The following is a 15,230-nucleotide window of genomic DNA, read 5'->3' on the forward strand; positions in this document are numbered from 1 at the left end:
CCATTCCGAACCCGGAAGCTAAGCCTCTCTGCGCCGATGGTACTGCCCTGGAGACGGGGTGGGAGAGTAGGTCGCCGCCGGACAACCATTCACCAAAGGCCCACCCCACACGGGGTGGGCCTTTGGCATACCCCCACACAATCCGGCCACGCCGGCACCACAAGGCCCACTGCACCGCCGGCCCGCCAATGCAGTCGGCCATGAACACCCAGCCCCGAGCACCCCGTGCCCGGGGCACTTCTGTACCCAGAGATCGGTCGTCAGAACTGCGCCGGCCCATACCCCGCTCACGTTCTGACAACACCACCACCCCGACCACGTGTCAGAACCACACCGGGCCATACCCCACCCACCTTCTGACAACACCACCACCCGATCCAGGTGTCAGAACTGCACCGGGCCATACCCCGCCCACCTTCTGACAACACCACCACCCCGACCACGTGTCAGAACCACACCGGGCCATACCCCGCTCACCTTCTGACAACACCGCCTCCCCGATCCAGGTGTCAGAACTGCACCGGGCCATACCCCGCCCACCTTCTGACAACTCCCCGAGAGAGTGGGTGCGCGCGGTGAGGCGCGGCGGTGGGGCGCGGTGCGTCATCTCACCCACGCCGGTCCGGACGCCCCCGTAGGCGCGGTCGCCGGGCACTAGACTGGCGACCATGTCCACCATCTCCCGTGATGAGGTCGCGCGCGTCGCCGTGCTGGCCCGCATCGACCTCCGGCCCGAGGAGCTCGACCGCCTCGCCGGCGAGCTCGACGTCATCGTCGATGCGATCGCCCAGGTGAGCGAGGTCGCCACTCCTGACGTCCCCGCCACGAGCCACCCGCTCCCGCTGACCAACGTGTTTCGAGACGACGTCCCCGTGCCGCCCCTGCCCGTCGAGGACGTCCTCGCCGCAGCACCGGCCAGCGAAGACGGACGCTTCAGCGTCCCGCAGATCCTCGGGGAGGAATGATGACGAACGACCTGACGCGGCTGAGTGCCGCGGACCTCGCCGCGCACCTGGTCTCTGGCGAGGTGAGCAGCGTCGAGGCGACGCAGGCGCACCTCGACCGCATCGGTGACGTCGACACGGCGGTCCACGCGTTCCTGCACGTGAGCACCGAGGACGCCCTCGCGACGGCTCGCGACATCGACTCGCGCCGCGCCGCCGGCGAGGACCTGCACCCCCTCGCGGGCGTGCCGATCGCGGTCAAGGACGTCGTGGTGACCAAGGGTCTCCCGACGACGGCCGGCTCCAAGATCCTCAAGGACTGGATCCCTCCGTACGACGCGACGCTCGTCGAGCGCATCCGCGCCGCGGGCTTGCCGATCCTCGGCAAGACCAACATGGACGAGTTCGCGATGGGCTCCTCCACGGAGCACTCGGCGTACGGCAACACCCACAACCCGTGGGACCTCGACCGCATCCCCGGCGGCTCGGGCGGTGGCTCGGCGGCGGCCGTCGCCGCCTACGAGGCCCCGCTCGCGATCGGCACGGACACCGGCGGCTCGATCCGTCAGCCGGGCGCCGTGACCGGCACGGTCGGCGTCAAGCCCACCTACGGTGGCGTGTCCCGCTACGGCCTCATCGCCATGGCGTCCTCGCTCGACCAGGCGGGCCCCGTCACACGAACCGTCCTCGACTCGGCGCTCCTGCACGAGCTCATCGGCGGACACGACCCCCGCGACTCGACCTCGATCAACGAGGACCTCCCGCTGCTCGTCGACGCGGCCCGCCAGGGCGCGATCGGTGACCTGCGCGGCCTGCGGGTCGGCGTCGTCTCCGAGCTCTCCGGCGAGGGCTACCAGGAGGGCGTGAGCGCTCGCTTCGCCGAGTCGCTCGACCTGCTGCGGTCGCTCGGCGCAGAGATCATCGAGGTCTCGTGCCCGCACTTCAAGTACGCGCTCGGCGCCTACTACCTGATCATGCCGAGCGAGGCGTCCAGCAACCTCGCCAAGTTCGACGGCATGCGCTTCGGCCTGCGCGTCGAGCCCGAGGACGGCCCCATCACGGCCGAGCGCGTCATGTCCGCGACCCGCGGCCAGGGTTTCGGCGACGAGGTCAAGCGCCGCATCATCCTCGGCACGTACGCACTGTCGGCGGGCTACTACGACGCCTACTACGGCAGCGCGCAGAAGGTCCGCACGCTCATCCAGCGCGACTTCGACGCAGCGTTCGCCCAGGCGGACGTCCTGGTCTCCCCGACGGCCCCCACCACGGCGTTCAAGTTCGGCGAGAAGCTCGACGACCCGCTCGCGATGTACCTCAACGACGTCGCGACGATCCCCGCCAACCTCGCGGGCGTCCCGGGCATGTCGCTGCCGAACGGTCTCTCGGACGACGGCCTGCCCGTCGGCTTCCAGATCCTCGCGCCTGCCAAGGCCGACGACCGTCTGTACCGCGTGGGCGCCGCTCTCGAGGCCGCCCTGGAGAACACGTGGGGCGGGCCGCTGCTGGCCAAGGCCCCGGAGCTGGAGGTCGCGCGATGAGCGCACACGCAACCGTGGACCTGGTCGACTACGACGAGGCCGTCCGCCGCTACGACCCGGTCATCGGCATCGAGGTGCACGTCGAGCTCGGCACCAGGACCAAGATGTTCTGCGCGGCCGAGGTCGAGTTCGGTGGCGAGCCCAACACGCAGGTGACCCCGGTGAGCCTCGGCCTGCCCGGTGCGCTGCCCGTGGTCAACGGCAAGGCCGTCGAGTACGCGATCAAGATCGGGCTCGCGCTCAACTGCCAGATCGCCGAGTCCTGCCGCTTCGCCCGGAAGAACTACTTCTACCCGGACGTGCCCAAGAACTTCCAGACGTCGCAGTACGACGAGCCCATCGCGTTCGACGGCTACCTCGACGTCGAGCTCGAGGACGGCACGATCTTCCGCGTCGACATCGAGCGCGCGCACATGGAGGAGGACGCCGGCAAGAACACCCACGTGGGTGGTGCGACCGGTCGTATCCACGGTGCCGAGTACTCGCTCGTCGACTACAACCGTGCGGGCATCCCGCTCGTGGAGATCGTCACGCGCCCCATCACGGGCGCGGGCGAGCGCGCCCCGGAGGTCGCCCGCGCGTACGTCCAGACGCTGCGCGACATCTTCCGTGCGCTCGACGTCTCGGAGGCACGCATGGAGCGCGGCAACGTCCGTGCCGACGTGAACCTGTCCCTGCGCGCGACCCCCGAGTCGCCTCTCGGCACGCGCACCGAGACCAAGAACGTGAACTCGTTCCGCTCGATCGAGCGCGCGGTCCGCTACGAGGTCTCGCGCCAGGCCGCCGTCCTCGACGAGGGCGGCACGGTCATCCAGGAGACGCGCCACTGGCACGAGGACACCTCGATCACGACGGCCGGTCGCGTGAAGTCCGACGCCGAGGACTACCGCTACTTCCCGGAGCCGGACCTGGTGCCCGTCGCGCCGAGCCGTGACTGGGTCGAGCAGATCCGCGCCACGCTGCCCGAGCTCCCGGTCGCTCGCCGCAACCGCCTGCAGGGCGAGTGGGGCTACGCCGACGCCGAGATGCGCGACGTGGTCAACGCCGGTGCGCTCGACCTCATCGAGGCGACCGTCGCGGCCGGCACGAGCCCCGCGGCCGCACGCAAGTGGTGGATGGGCGAGCTCGCCCGCTACGCCAAGACGAGCGAGACCGAGCTCGCCGAGATCGCGGTCACGCCCGCGCAGATCGCCCAGCTCCAGGCGCTCGTCGACTCGGGCCGCATCAACGACAAGCTGGCCCGCCAGGTCCTCGAGGGTGTCCTCGCGGGAGAGGGCGACCCGGAGGCCGTGGTCGTCGCCCGCGGGCTCGAGGTCGTCTCCGACGACGGCGCGCTCCTCGAGGCGATCGACGCAGCCCTCGCGGCCCAGCCCGACATCGTCGAGAAGGTTCGCTCGGGCAACATGGGTCCCATCGGTGCGATCATCGGAGCGGTCATGAAGGCCACCAAGGGCCAGGCCGACGCCGGGCGCGTCCGCGAGCTGGTCATCGAGCGGATCGGTTGATCCGTGCCCCGAGGCACCACGGAGGTGGTCGCGTGACACGCGGACCGGAGCTCTACGGCGAGATGATGCGCCTGCGACCCATCGAGGCGCGCGACGCCGAGCGCATGTGGGAGTCCGTGCAGGACCCGGAGTCGAACCGGCTCACGGGGACCACGGCCGAGTTCACGCGCGAGCAGATCGAGCAGTGGGCGGCCACGGTCAGCGACCGGGACGGTCGCTACGACTGGGCCGTCACCTCGCCGGCCAAGCGGGACGGCCAGCTCGTGAGCGACGAGATGTTCGGCGAGATCGTGCTCAACGACATCGACGAGCACGCGCTCTCGGCCAACCTCCGCCTGGCTCTGCTCCCCAACTACCGGGGACGGGGCTACGGGCGCGAGGCGATCTTCGAGGTCCTGCGCTTCGCGTTCGACCACCCCGAGGGGCCGCACCTGCACCGCGTGAGCCTCGACGTGCTCAGCATCAACCCTCGGGCTCGCATGCTGTACGAGTCGCTGGGCTTCCGCGAGGAGGGCCGCCTCCGGGACGCGTTCCGGGACGGCGACGGCTGGGCCGACGCGATCGTCATGAGCATCCTCGAGGACGAGTTCCGCGCGGGGCTCTGAGCACCAGCACCCGCCCGGGCACGGGCCGTCAGGACGAGCGCGACCTCCGGGTCGTGCTCGTCCTGGCGTCTCCGGGCGTCATCGCCGGCCCCGCTCGAAGTCCGCGAGCGACACCTTGCGTTCGACCGCGTGGTCCACGACCCGTTCGGGATACCCGGGAGCGGCCCCGGCGATCTTCCACGGCTCGTGCACGGCCTTGCCGGTGATGCCGCGCAGCTCGGGCACCCACTCGCGCACGTAGGCGCCGTCGGGGTCGAACGTCAGGCCCTGCGTGACCGGGTTGAAGATCCGGAAGTAGGGCGCGGCATCGCGCCCGGTCCCCGCGACCCACTGCCAGTTGAGCTGGTTCTGCGACACGTCGCCGTCGACGAGGTGCGCCATGAAGTGCTCGGCCCCGCGCTGCCAGCGCACGTGCAGGTCCTTGACGAGGAACGACGCGACGAGCATCCGGACGCGGTTGTGCATCCACCCCGTGCCGAGGAGCTGGCGCATCCCGGCGTCGACCATCGGGTAGCCCGTGCGGCCCTCGCACCACGCGGCGAGCAGCGCGTCCTCCGTGGCGCCCGTGGCCCACGCGTCCTCGGGGACCACGGTGCGCAGCGACCGCCGCACCGCCCCGGGGTGGTGGAACAGCACGTCCGCGTGGAACTCGCGCCACGCGAGCTCCGAGCGGTAGGTCGCAGCGGAGTCCTCGGGCACCGACCCCGAGCGCACCGCCGACGCGAGGTCCGCGAGCAGCGTCCGGGGGTGGATCTCGCCCCACTTGAGCGCGGGCGAGAGGTACGAGGTCCCGGTGAGGTCGGGCCGGTCACGATCGGTCGGGTAGTCGGCGAGGCCGTCGGCCAGGAACGCGTGCCAGCGGTCGAGGGCCGCGGCCTCGCCCGCAGCGGGCAGCCGCGCCCCCGCCTCGGGCGCGCCCGGGAGACCGTCCGAGGCGAGCGTTGCCCACGCGACGTCGTCGGGCAGGGGAGCGGGGGCCCGCCAGCCGTGCTCGAGCCACGCCGACCGGAACGGCGTGAAGACCTGGAAGGGCGTCCCGCCGCGCGTCCCGCCGCGCGTCCGGACGCGCCCCGGCGCGACCGCGTAGGGCGAACCCGTGCGGCGCAGGCTCACGTCGCGCTCCGCGAGGAGCGCCTCGACCGCGTCGTCCCGGCGACGCCCGTAGGGCTCGTAGCTCGCGGCGACGTGGACCGAGCGCGCGCCGACCTCGGCGCAGAGCGCGGGCACGACCTCCCGCGGGTCGCCGTGGCGCACCACGAGCCGGCCTCCGGTCGAGGCGTCGAGCTCGCGCAGGCTGCGGGCGAGGTAGGCCTGGCGCACGGGCCCGGCCGACGCCCAGAGCGCGGGGTCCAGGACGTAGAGCCCGACGACGTCGCTCCCCGCCGCGCGCGCCTCGCCCACGGCCTGGCCCAGGGCCGGGTTGTCGGCCAGGCGCAGGTCGCGGCGGAACCACAGGACGGTCGGTGCAGGGGAGGGCATCCGCCCACGCTAGCCGGGGTCGCTCCTCGCGCGCACGGGCCGCCACCAGTCGCCACGGCCACGGGCCGGTGGCAGCATCGATCCATGAGCGGCAACGACGAGCGGCCCGTCCAGCCCGACCTCCCGGACCCCCGGCTCGAGGCCGAGGCGGCCCCCGCCGCCGGCCGGGTCCCGCGCGACCACGCGTTCTTCGGTCACCCGATCGGGCTGATGACGCTGTTCACCACCGAGCTGTGGGAACGGTTCAGCTACTACGGGATGCGCGCGATCCTGCTCTTCTACCTGACGGACTCGATCGCCGACGGCGGGCTGGCCCTCGACGAGGTCACGGGGCTCGCGCTGGTCTCGATCTACGGCACGGGCGTGTACCTGCTGTCGGTCGTCGGAGGCTGGCTCGCGGACCGGGTCATCGGCTCGCGGCGCTCGGTCCTGTACGGGGGCATCGTCATCGCGGCGGGCCACGTCTCGCTGACGATCCCGGGCGCAGGGTTCTCGATGTTCGGGATCGCGCTCGTGGCGCTCGGCACCGGGCTGCTCAAGCCCAACGTGTCCTCGATGGTGGGCGAGCTGTACTCGCGCGACGACCCGCGCCGCGACTCGGCGTTCTCGATCTTCTACATGGGCATCAACCTGGGCTCGCTCCTCTCGCCGATCATCGTCGGGTTCGTCAACCGGCAGTGGGGGTACCACGCGGGCTTCGCGGTCGCGGCGGTCGGCATGGCGATCGCACTCGTGTTCTTCGTCGCGGGGCGCAAGTACCTGGGCGGTGCGGGGGACTCGGTGCCCAACCCGCTCACGCGCGAGGAGTACCCGAAGCTCGTCCGGATCGGCCTCTTCATCCTCGCGGGGCTCGTCGTCGCGACGCTCATCGCCTGGGCCGTGTCGGGGGCGTTCGGCATCTCGACGTTCATCGACACGCTGTCCTACGTCGCGTTCGCGGCGCCCATCGCCTACTTCCTGGTGATGTTCCGCTCTCCCAAGGTCACGGCCCCCGAGCGCTCGCGGCTCACGGCGTACATCCCGCTCTTCGTCGCGGCCATGCTGTTCTTCATGATCTTCGAGCAGGCGGCCACGACGCTGTCGAGCTTCGCGAAGAACCGCACAGAGCTCTCGTTCTTCGGCATCGCGATCGAGCCCGCGTTCTTCCAGTCCGTGAACCCGTTCTCGATCGTGGTCCTGGCGCCGGTGTTCGCGTGGATCTGGGTCAAGACCAAGGACCGCCCGCCGACGGCCGTGAAGTTCGCGATGGGCCTGACGCTCGCGGCGCTCTCGTTCGTGTGGCTCTCGGCCGCGTCGGCGATCTTCGCGGACGAGAAGGCCCCTGCCTGGGTCCTGGTCTCGGTGTACGTCATCCAGACGCTCGGCGAGCTGTGCCTGTCCCCGGTGGGGCTGGCGGCGACGACGCTGCTCGCACCCAAGGCGTTCCGCAGCCAGGCCATGGCGCTCTGGTTCCTGGCCCCCGCGGCTGGGCAGGCCATCACGGCCCAGATCGTCCAGGTCACGCAGGGTGCGTCGGACACCGCCTACTTCGGGATCGTCGGCGCGATCACCATGGCGTTCGCGCTGGTCCTGTTCGCGCTCGCCCCGTGGGTCACGCGCCACATCCGCCACGCGGACGCGCAGGAGGCGGCAGCGCCCGCGCACTAGCGGTGGACGGTAGCCGGCGGTGCCACGCTGCGGGGACGCCCCGGCGGAACGGACCGAGCCGCACGCCCGACGGCGCCACGACGATCACGACGAGCGCGGTCACGACGTGGTCCTCGACGACCGGGTTGGTGGAGCCCGCGGCCACGGGCCACGTCGTGGCCCACAGCAGCGCCATGAGGAGCGTGCCCGAGACCGCGGCGACGCGCGTCCCGACGCCCAGCAGGAGCGCGAGGCCCGTCGCGCCCATGCCGAGCACGAAGAGCCAGTCGGTCACAGGGCCCGCCAGGGCGCCGAACGTGTCGGCGAACGGACCCGAGAGTGAGGACAGGTAGCCCTGGGTCGGGGAGCCGCCGTTGAGCCACGCTCGCTCGGTAGGCGTCGCGTAGCCCAGGCCGAAGGTCTTGTCGAGCACGGGCCACAGGAACACGAGCGAGATCGCGACGCGCAGGACGGCCAGCGCGCGGCGGGCCGCTGCGAGCGTGACGACAGGGCTCGGGGTGGTGCCCGGGTCGGTCGACGAGTCGGTCGGGGCGGGCGTGGAGCGGGGGTTCCGGGTCGGTGCAGCGGTGGCCTGGCTCATGGGGCTGGTCTCCCTGGTCGATGGGTCGTCCGTCGGAAGGCGCGGGGCGCCGGGGTGCGGGACGAGGTGCTGCCGGCGGGGACCGCGGTCCCCTCGTGGTCGAGGGGATCGGCCTCGGCAGGCCAGTGGCGGTGGGGCCCGAGCAGCCCTGTCAACTAACCACCCGGGTGAAGTTCCCTGCAACCTTTTGGGCAGATTGACGGGTTTTCCCGTATCGGTGGTGCTACGTAGGGGGATCGCACATCCGGGCCGTCGTGGAAGCGCTGCCCCTGGTGTGGACCACGAGCCGGACGCCCCGACCTGCGGGGTCCAGGGCGGGCGTAGTGTGTCCGAGCGGTCACCTCCCAGGCCGCAGCACCACGTGAAGGAGCTGAACCGCCATGAGTCGCCCCCTGCGCTCCCGGACGTCCACCCACGGCCGCAACATGTCCGGAGCCCGCGCGCTCTGGCGCGCCACCGGCATGGGCTCCGAGGACTTCGGCAAGCCGATCATCGCGATCGCGAACTCGTACACGCAGTTCGTACCGGGCCACGTCCACCTCAAGGACATGGGCGACCTGGTCGCGTCCGCGATCCGCGAGGCCGGCGGCGTCTCCAAGGAGTTCAACACCATCGCGGTCGACGACGGCATCGCGATGGGGCACGCGGGCATGCTCTACTCGCTGCCCAGCCGCGACCTCATCGCGGACTCGGTCGAGTACATGGTCAACGCGCACTGCGCCGACGCCATCGTGTGCATCTCCAACTGCGACAAGATCACGCCCGGCATGCTCAACGCCGCGCTGCGCCTCAACATCCCGGTCATCTTCGTGTCGGGCGGCCCCATGGAGGCGGGCAAGGTCGTCGTCGCCGACGGTGTGGCCTCGACGCGCCTGAACCTCGTCAACGCGATCAACTACGCCGCGGACGACAACGTCAGCGACGAGGCCCTCGCGCAGGTCGAGGAGGCCGCGTGCCCCACGTGCGGCTCGTGCTCGGGCATGTTCACCGCGAACTCGATGAACTGCCTCACCGAGGCCCTGGGCCTGTCCCTGCCCGGCAACGGCTCGACCCTCGCGACGCACTCGGCCCGCCGTGAGCTGTTCCTCGAGGCCGGCCGCACGATCGTCGACCTCGCGCGCCGGTACTACGACGAGGAGGACGACTCGGCCGCGCCCCGCAACATCGCGACCAAGGCCGCGTTCGCCAACGCCATGACGCTCGACGTCGCGATGGGCGGCTCGACCAACACGGTCCTGCACATCCTCGCCGCTGCGCAGGAGGGCGAGATCGACTTCGACCTGACCGACATCGAGCGCATCAGCCGCCAGGTCCCGTGCCTGTCCAAGGTCGCGCCGAACCACCCGAACTTCCACATGGAGGACGTGCACCGCGCGGGCGGCATCCCTGCGCTCCTGGGCGAGCTCGACCGCGCCGGGCTCCTGGACCACGACGTGACGTCGGTGCACACCCCGACGCTGCGCGAGTGGCTCGACGACTGGGACGTCCGAGGAGGCAAGGCGACCGAGCAGGCCGTCGAGCTGTTCCACGCGGCCCCCGGCGGGGTCCGCACCACGCAGGCGTTCTCGACGTCGAACCGGTGGGACCGCCTGGACACCGACGCGGCCGACGGCTGCATCCGCGACCTCGAGCACGCGTACACGGTCGAGGGCGGCCTGGCCGTGCTCCGCGGCAACCTCGCCGAGGACGGCGCGGTGTTCAAGACCGCGGGCGTCGACCCGGACGTGTTCCACTTCGTCGGCAAGGCGCTCGTCTGCGAGTCGCAGGACGAGGCCGTCGAGAAGATTCTCACCAAGCAGGTCGAGCCCGGCCACGTGGTCGTCGTGCGCTACGAGGGCCCCGCAGGTGGTCCCGGCATGCAGGAGATGCTCTACCCCACGTCCTTCATCAAGGGCCGTGGCCTGGGCAAGGTCTGCGCGCTCATCACCGACGGCCGCTTCTCGGGCGGGTCGAGCGGCATCTCGGTGGGCCACGTCTCGCCCGAGGCCGCGGCCGGTGGCGTGATCGGCCTGGTCGAGGACGGCGACGAGATCGAGATCGACGTCGACACGCGCCTCATCCGCGTCAACGTGCCCGACGAGGTCCTCGCCGAGCGTCGCGCCAAGATGGAGGCGCGCGAGAACCCCTGGCAGCCCGTCGACCGCGACCGCTACGTCTCGCCCGCGCTGCAGGCCTACGCCGCGATGGCGACGTCGGCCGACCGCGGCGCGGTGCGCGACGTGTCGCTGCTCAAGCGCCGCTGAGCCGCCCGCCCGCACGACGACGGGCCCGCCCCCAGGAGGGGGCGGGCCCGTCGTCGCGTCAGGGGCAACCCGTCAGCACTGCTCCTCGGACTGCTCGGTGATGATCCACCTCGCGCCCTCGGGAACCATGACGGCCGACCCGCAGTCGCCGCTCGCGTAGGCGACGGACAGCACGGTCGCGTCGGGGCGCTCCTCGCGGACCGTGATCTCGACCTCCGCGACGTCGCCGACCGCGGCGAAGAGCTCGGCCGTGGTCGTGATCATCGACGCGCAGTCCGTGATGCCGGGCCACCCCTGCGCGGTCATCTCCGCGACCATCCGGTCGACGAGCGCGGGGGACATGTACCCGCAGGCGGTCTCGACCGCGGGTGCACGGCTCGCGGCGAGCCAGGCGCGGAAGCTCGCCTCGGGGGACTCGCCGGCGTCGTCGGGCTCCGGCGCGGCCTCGGGGGCCGCCGGGGCGGTACCGGCTGTCGCCTCCGGTGAGACGTCGGCGGTCACCTCCGGCACGGTCGGTGTCGCCGGCGCGGTCGGCGGCTCGGTCGAGCCCGAGCACGCGGCCGTGGAGACCAGGACGAGCGCGACGGCCGGGGCCAGCGCGGCGCCGCGCCAGGAGGCCAGGAGCGATCCGCTCCGGGACGGACCGGGGCGGCGTGGGGCGGGGTGCGTCGTGATCATCGCGGCATCCTGCCGCACGGAGCCCACCGACGCGAGGCGCCACGCGCGCTGTGGCCGCACCTCACCCGCGAGGAGATACTCGGGTATGGCCAGCGACGACATCGACATCAAGCCCCGCTCCCGGACCGTGACCGACGGCATCGAGGCCACGGCCTCGCGCGGCATGCTCCGCGCCGTCGGGATGGGCGACGACGACTGGGTCAAGCCCCAGATCGGCATCGCGAGCTCCTGGAACGAGATCACCCCGTGCAACCTGTCGCTCGACCGGCTCGCGCAGGGGGCCAAGGAGGGCGTGCACGCGGGAGGGGGCTACCCGCTGCAGTTCGGCACCATCTCGGTGTCCGACGGCATCTCGATGGGTCACGAGGGCATGCACTTCTCGCTCGTGTCGCGCGACGTGATCGCCGACTCGGTCGAGACCGTCATGCAGGCCGAGCGGCTCGACGGGTCGGTGCTGCTCGCGGGCTGCGACAAGTCGCTGCCGGGCATGCTCATGGCCGCCGCGCGCCTCGACCTCGCGAGCGTGTTCCTCTACGCGGGCTCGATCATGCCCGGCTGGGTCAAGCTCGAGGACGGCACCGAGAAGGACGTCACGCTTATCGACGCGTTCGAGGCCGTGGGCGCGTGCTCGCGCGGACTCATGAGCAAGGGGGACCTGGACCGCATCGAGCGGGCCATCTGCCCGGGCGAGGGCGCGTGCGGCGGCATGTACACCGCGAACACCATGGCCTCGGTCGCCGAGGCCATGGGCATGTCGCTGCCCGGCTCGGCCGCGCCGCCCTCGGCGGACCGCCGCCGCGACAACTTCGCGCACCGCTCGGGCGAGGCCGTCGTGGAGCTGCTGCGCCGCGGGATCACGGCGCGCGACATCATAACCAAGGAGGCGTTCGAGAACGCGATCGCCGTGGTCATGGCGTTCGGCGGCTCGACCAACGCGGTCCTGCACCTGCTGGCGATCGCGCACGAGGCCGAGGTCGAGCTGACGCTCGATGACTTCGACCGCGTCGCCGCCAAGGTCCCGCACCTGGGCGACCTCAAGCCGTTCGGCCGGTACGTCATGAACGACGTCGACCGCATCGGCGGCGTGCCCGTCGTCATGAAGGCGCTGCTCGACGCCGGGCTGATCCACGGCGACGCGCTCACGGTCACGGGCCGGACGGTCGCCGAGAACCTGGCGGAGATCGACCCCCCGGACCCCGACGGCAAGATCCTGCGCGCGCTCGACAACCCGATCCACCACACGGGCGGCATCACCATCCTGGGCGGCTCGCTCGCGCCCGAGGGGGCCGTGGTCAAGTCAGCGGGCTTCGACTCGGACGTGTTCGAGGGCACGGCCCGTGTGTTCGAGCGCGAGCGCGCGGCGCTCGACGCCCTCGAGGACGGGACCATCACGGACGGCGACGTCGTCGTGATCCGTTACGAAGGGCCCAAGGGAGGGCCGGGTATGCGCGAGATGCTCGCGATCACGGGAGCCATCAAGGGAGCGGGCCTCGGCAAGACCGTGCTGCTCCTGACGGACGGACGGTTCTCGGGCGGGACGACCGGGCTGTGCGTGGGCCACGTCGCGCCCGAGGCGGTCGACGGCGGACCGATCGCGTTCGTGCGCGACGGCGACCGGATCCGGCTCGACGTCGCACGCAAGACGCTCGACCTGCTGGTCGAGGAGGCCGAGATCGAGGCCCGCAAGGAGGGCTGGGCGCCGCTCGCCCCGAAGTTCACGCGCGGGGTCCTGGCCAAGTACGCCAAGCTCGTCCAGTCGGCCTCGCGCGGCGCGATCCTCGAGTAGGCGACGCGCTCGGTGCGCTGGTCGCGCGTGCTGGCGACGCGCCCCGGGCTGCGGGATAGTTGGACGAGGAACGCTCGCCTCGGGACGTCGCTGGTCCGACCAGCGGGGGCCCGAGGCGCCCGGCTCGCCCCGACGTTCCGCAGGGTCCCCGTCCGCGCGACACCGCACCGGAGCAGCAGCCATGAGCGACGAGATCACCGCCAGACAGTTCCACGACAGCGACGGGGTGGAGGACTGGCGCGTGCTGCTCGGCACGGCGCAGACCCGGTTCCGGACGGGCTCGTTCACCGCGGGCGTCGAGCTGGTCGACGCGATCGGCGAGCTGGCCGAGGGCATGAACCACCATCCGGACGTCGACCTGCGCTACGCGACCGTGACCGTCCGGACGTCGTCGCACGACGTGGGTGGCCTGAGCAAGCGGGACCTCACGCTGGCCCGCCGCATCTCGTTGGCGGCCAAGGAGCTCGACCTCCCCGCCGAGACCGACGGCCTGATCGAGGTCGAGGTCGCGATCGACGCGCTGGACAGGCCTGCGGTGCGCCCGTTCTGGAAGGCCGTCCTGGGCTACGTCGACGGGCCCGAGGAGGACGAGGGGCTGGGTCTGGGGGACGCGGCCGGGTACGGGCCACCGGTCTGGTTCCAGCAGATGGATGCGCCGCGCCCCCAGCGCAACCGCATCCACCTCGACGTCACGGTCCCGCACGACCAGGTCGAGGCACGCGTGACCGCGGCCATCGCCGCGGGCGGGCACCTCGTCTCCGACCGGCGGGCGCCGGCGTTCTGGGTCCTCGCGGACGTCGAGGGCAACGAGGCGTGCCTGTGCACCTGGCGCGGGCGCGACTGAGCGATCGTCCGGCGCGAGAGTCGTCCGACGCGCAACGGGGGAGCATGACCTCAGGCCGCCTCCCGCTCGGGCGCGCCGCGGTGCGGTGACCTCACGCCCGGGCCACGACCAAGGTCCGGTAGGAGGGGATGAGGACCTCGCGCTGCGCGCTGCGCGAGACGATCCGCAGGCTCTCGCCGTCTCCCCACAGCGTGCGCAGCAGCGCACCGATCTCCGCGCGGGCCAGGGCCGCGCCCAGGCACAGGTGGCGGCCCGCCCCGAACCACAGCTGGCGGCTCTCGCGCACGTAGGGGCGGTCGGCGCGGAACGGGCCGGCACCGATGTTCGCGCTCCACACGAGCATCATGATGCGCTCGCCCTCGGCGAGCCGGCGGCCTGCCACCTCGACGTCGGCCGCGACGCCCCGACCGATGACCGACGCGGGGCTCGTGACCCGCAGCCCTTCGCGCACGGCGTTCTCGACCGCGTCGGGCTCCCCGGGGCCTCGGACCTGTCCCGCGGCCTCGTGCTCGGCGTCGGCGCGCATCAGGTCCAGGAGCCGGTGCTGCTCGCCCGTGTCGACGAGCAGAGCGGTGGTCCGGGCCATCGCGGAGGCCGAGGTCTCGGTGCCCGCGACCATGAGCAGGCACGCGAGCCCCGTGGTCTCCTCGAGGCCGAGCCCCAGCTCGCGACACCGGCCGAGGAGCGTGTCGCCCGGGGCGTCGCGCCACCCTGCGGGCACCCCTCGCGTGAGCTCGGCCACGATCTCGCGGGCCGCGACGACCTGGCCGGGGGACAGGTGGGTCGAGCCCGCGCTGCCCAGGGCGATCGTCGCGAGGCGTTCGCCCGTCTCGAAGACCGCGAGCGCGTCGTCGTCGGTGGGCCAGGCCTCCGTGCCCGGCGCGCGGTCCACGGGGGCCGGCACGCCGAGGAGCGAGATCATCATGCGGCCCACGAGCACGCGGGCCAGCCGTGCGACGTCGACCGTCGCTCCCTCCCGCAGCGCGGTCCGGGCGTCGGCGAGCGGCCCCGACCACGCCCCGTCGACGAGCTCGGCCGAGCTGCCCTCGGTGAACAGCTCGCGCGAGCGCGAGCGCAGGTCGTGGTGGCCCGGGCCGTCGAAGAGGTCGAGCACCCAGTCGCCGAGGATCTGCGCCCACAGGTGCCCGACCCCGCCCTCGCCCACGATCGTGAACGAGCGGTGGTCGCCCAGGACCGTGCGGGCGACGACCGGGTCCGCCGTGACCCAGCCGAGCCCGGGCACCTTGCGCAGGGGCGGGCCGGGCAGCCGGCGCGCGAGGTGACCGCCGAGCAGCACGGCGGCCATGCCTGGTCGGGCACGGCGCAGGAGGTCCACCTCGTGGCGGGTCGTGGGAAGCATGCCCGACAGTCTGACGCATCC

The 15,230-nt window shown here is 72.2% G+C and carries 12 protein-coding genes and 1 rRNA gene; 9 read left to right on the forward strand and 4 right to left on the reverse strand.

What is annotated here, in order from left to right; genetic code table 11:
• The 5 genes from rrf to OERS_RS16365 form a co-directional block, all read left to right on the forward strand.
• A 5S ribosomal RNA gene (rrf, locus tag OERS_RS16345) occupies positions 1 to 83 on the forward strand; the annotation flags it as partial.
• A gap of 585 nt (positions 84 to 668) precedes the next feature.
• Positions 669 to 965 carry an Asp-tRNA(Asn)/Glu-tRNA(Gln) amidotransferase subunit GatC gene (gene gatC, locus OERS_RS16350; RefSeq protein ID WP_030152198.1) on the forward strand — a complete coding sequence of 99 codons (297 nt, stop codon included), beginning with the start codon at positions 669 to 671 and terminating at the stop codon, positions 963 to 965.
• Entirely contained in the window at positions 965 to 2,482 is a 1,518-nt protein-coding gene (gatA, locus tag OERS_RS16355; RefSeq protein ID WP_068627060.1) for an Asp-tRNA(Asn)/Glu-tRNA(Gln) amidotransferase subunit GatA, read from the forward strand. Before gatC ends, gatA begins: the two co-directional genes overlap by 1 nt.
• Positions 2,479 to 3,987 carry an Asp-tRNA(Asn)/Glu-tRNA(Gln) amidotransferase subunit GatB gene (gene gatB, locus OERS_RS16360; RefSeq protein ID WP_068627063.1) on the forward strand — a complete coding sequence of 503 codons (1,509 nt, stop codon included), beginning with the start codon at positions 2,479 to 2,481 and terminating at the stop codon, positions 3,985 to 3,987. Before gatA ends, gatB begins: the two co-directional genes overlap by 4 nt.
• A 32-nt stretch (positions 3,988 to 4,019) precedes the next feature.
• On the forward strand, positions 4,020 to 4,592 hold the full coding sequence (locus tag OERS_RS16365) for a GNAT family N-acetyltransferase (protein ID WP_082609149.1): 573 nt from the start codon (positions 4,020 to 4,022) through the stop codon (positions 4,590 to 4,592).
• 78 nt (positions 4,593 to 4,670) lie between these two features.
• Here the strand turns inward: OERS_RS16365 and OERS_RS16370 are convergent, their stop codons facing one another.
• Positions 4,671 to 6,071 carry a cryptochrome/photolyase family protein gene (locus OERS_RS16370; protein WP_068627065.1) on the reverse strand — a complete coding sequence of 467 codons (1,401 nt, stop codon included), beginning with the start codon at positions 6,069 to 6,071 and terminating at the stop codon, positions 4,671 to 4,673.
• A gap of 84 nt (positions 6,072 to 6,155) precedes the next feature.
• Between OERS_RS16370 and OERS_RS16375 the strand changes: the two genes are divergently transcribed.
• The gene (locus OERS_RS16375) at positions 6,156 to 7,718 is read left to right on the forward strand and encodes a peptide MFS transporter (protein WP_082848724.1); all 1,563 of its coding nucleotides are present in this window, start codon (positions 6,156 to 6,158) and stop codon (positions 7,716 to 7,718) included.
• Here the strand turns inward: OERS_RS16375 and OERS_RS16380 are convergent.
• Positions 7,663 to 8,298, reverse strand: coding sequence for a DoxX family membrane protein (locus OERS_RS16380; protein WP_068627067.1), 636 nt, complete (start codon positions 8,296 to 8,298; stop codon positions 7,663 to 7,665). The two genes, OERS_RS16375 and OERS_RS16380, sit on opposite strands and share 56 nt — an antisense overlap.
• Before the next feature lie 380 nt (positions 8,299 to 8,678).
• Between OERS_RS16380 and ilvD (OERS_RS16385) the strand changes: the two genes are divergently transcribed.
• On the forward strand, positions 8,679 to 10,541 hold the full coding sequence (ilvD, locus tag OERS_RS16385) for a dihydroxy-acid dehydratase (protein ID WP_068627069.1): 1,863 nt from the start codon (positions 8,679 to 8,681) through the stop codon (positions 10,539 to 10,541).
• Between the two features lie 72 nt (positions 10,542 to 10,613).
• Here ilvD (OERS_RS16385) and OERS_RS16390 read toward each other — a convergent pair whose 3' ends face one another.
• Positions 10,614 to 11,219 (reverse strand): hypothetical protein, encoded by a 606-nt coding sequence (locus OERS_RS16390; protein ID WP_068627071.1) that lies wholly within the window; start codon positions 11,217 to 11,219, stop codon positions 10,614 to 10,616.
• Between the two features lie 85 nt (positions 11,220 to 11,304).
• Here OERS_RS16390 and ilvD (OERS_RS16395) point away from each other — a divergent pair, with 85 nt between their 5' ends.
• Both ilvD (OERS_RS16395) and OERS_RS16400 read left to right on the forward strand, forming a co-directional pair.
• Complete coding sequence (gene ilvD / locus OERS_RS16395) at positions 11,305 to 13,005, forward strand: dihydroxy-acid dehydratase (RefSeq protein ID WP_068627073.1); 1,701 nt, start codon at positions 11,305 to 11,307, stop codon at positions 13,003 to 13,005.
• A gap of 181 nt (positions 13,006 to 13,186) precedes the next feature.
• A complete protein-coding gene (locus OERS_RS16400; protein WP_056765385.1) occupies positions 13,187 to 13,849 on the forward strand; it encodes a VOC family protein in 663 nt (220 codons plus the stop codon).
• Positions 13,850 to 13,940: 91 nt separating this feature from the next.
• On the opposite strand, the gene OERS_RS16405 is transcribed toward OERS_RS16400, so the two are convergent.
• Entirely contained in the window at positions 13,941 to 15,209 is a 1,269-nt protein-coding gene (locus tag OERS_RS16405) for a cytochrome P450 (RefSeq protein WP_068627075.1), read from the reverse strand.
• Positions 15,210 to 15,230: the final 21 nt, after the last annotated feature.

This window comes from Oerskovia enterophila (assembly GCF_001692445.1).
Lineage (GTDB): Bacteria > Actinomycetota > Actinomycetes > Actinomycetales > Cellulomonadaceae > Oerskovia > Oerskovia enterophila.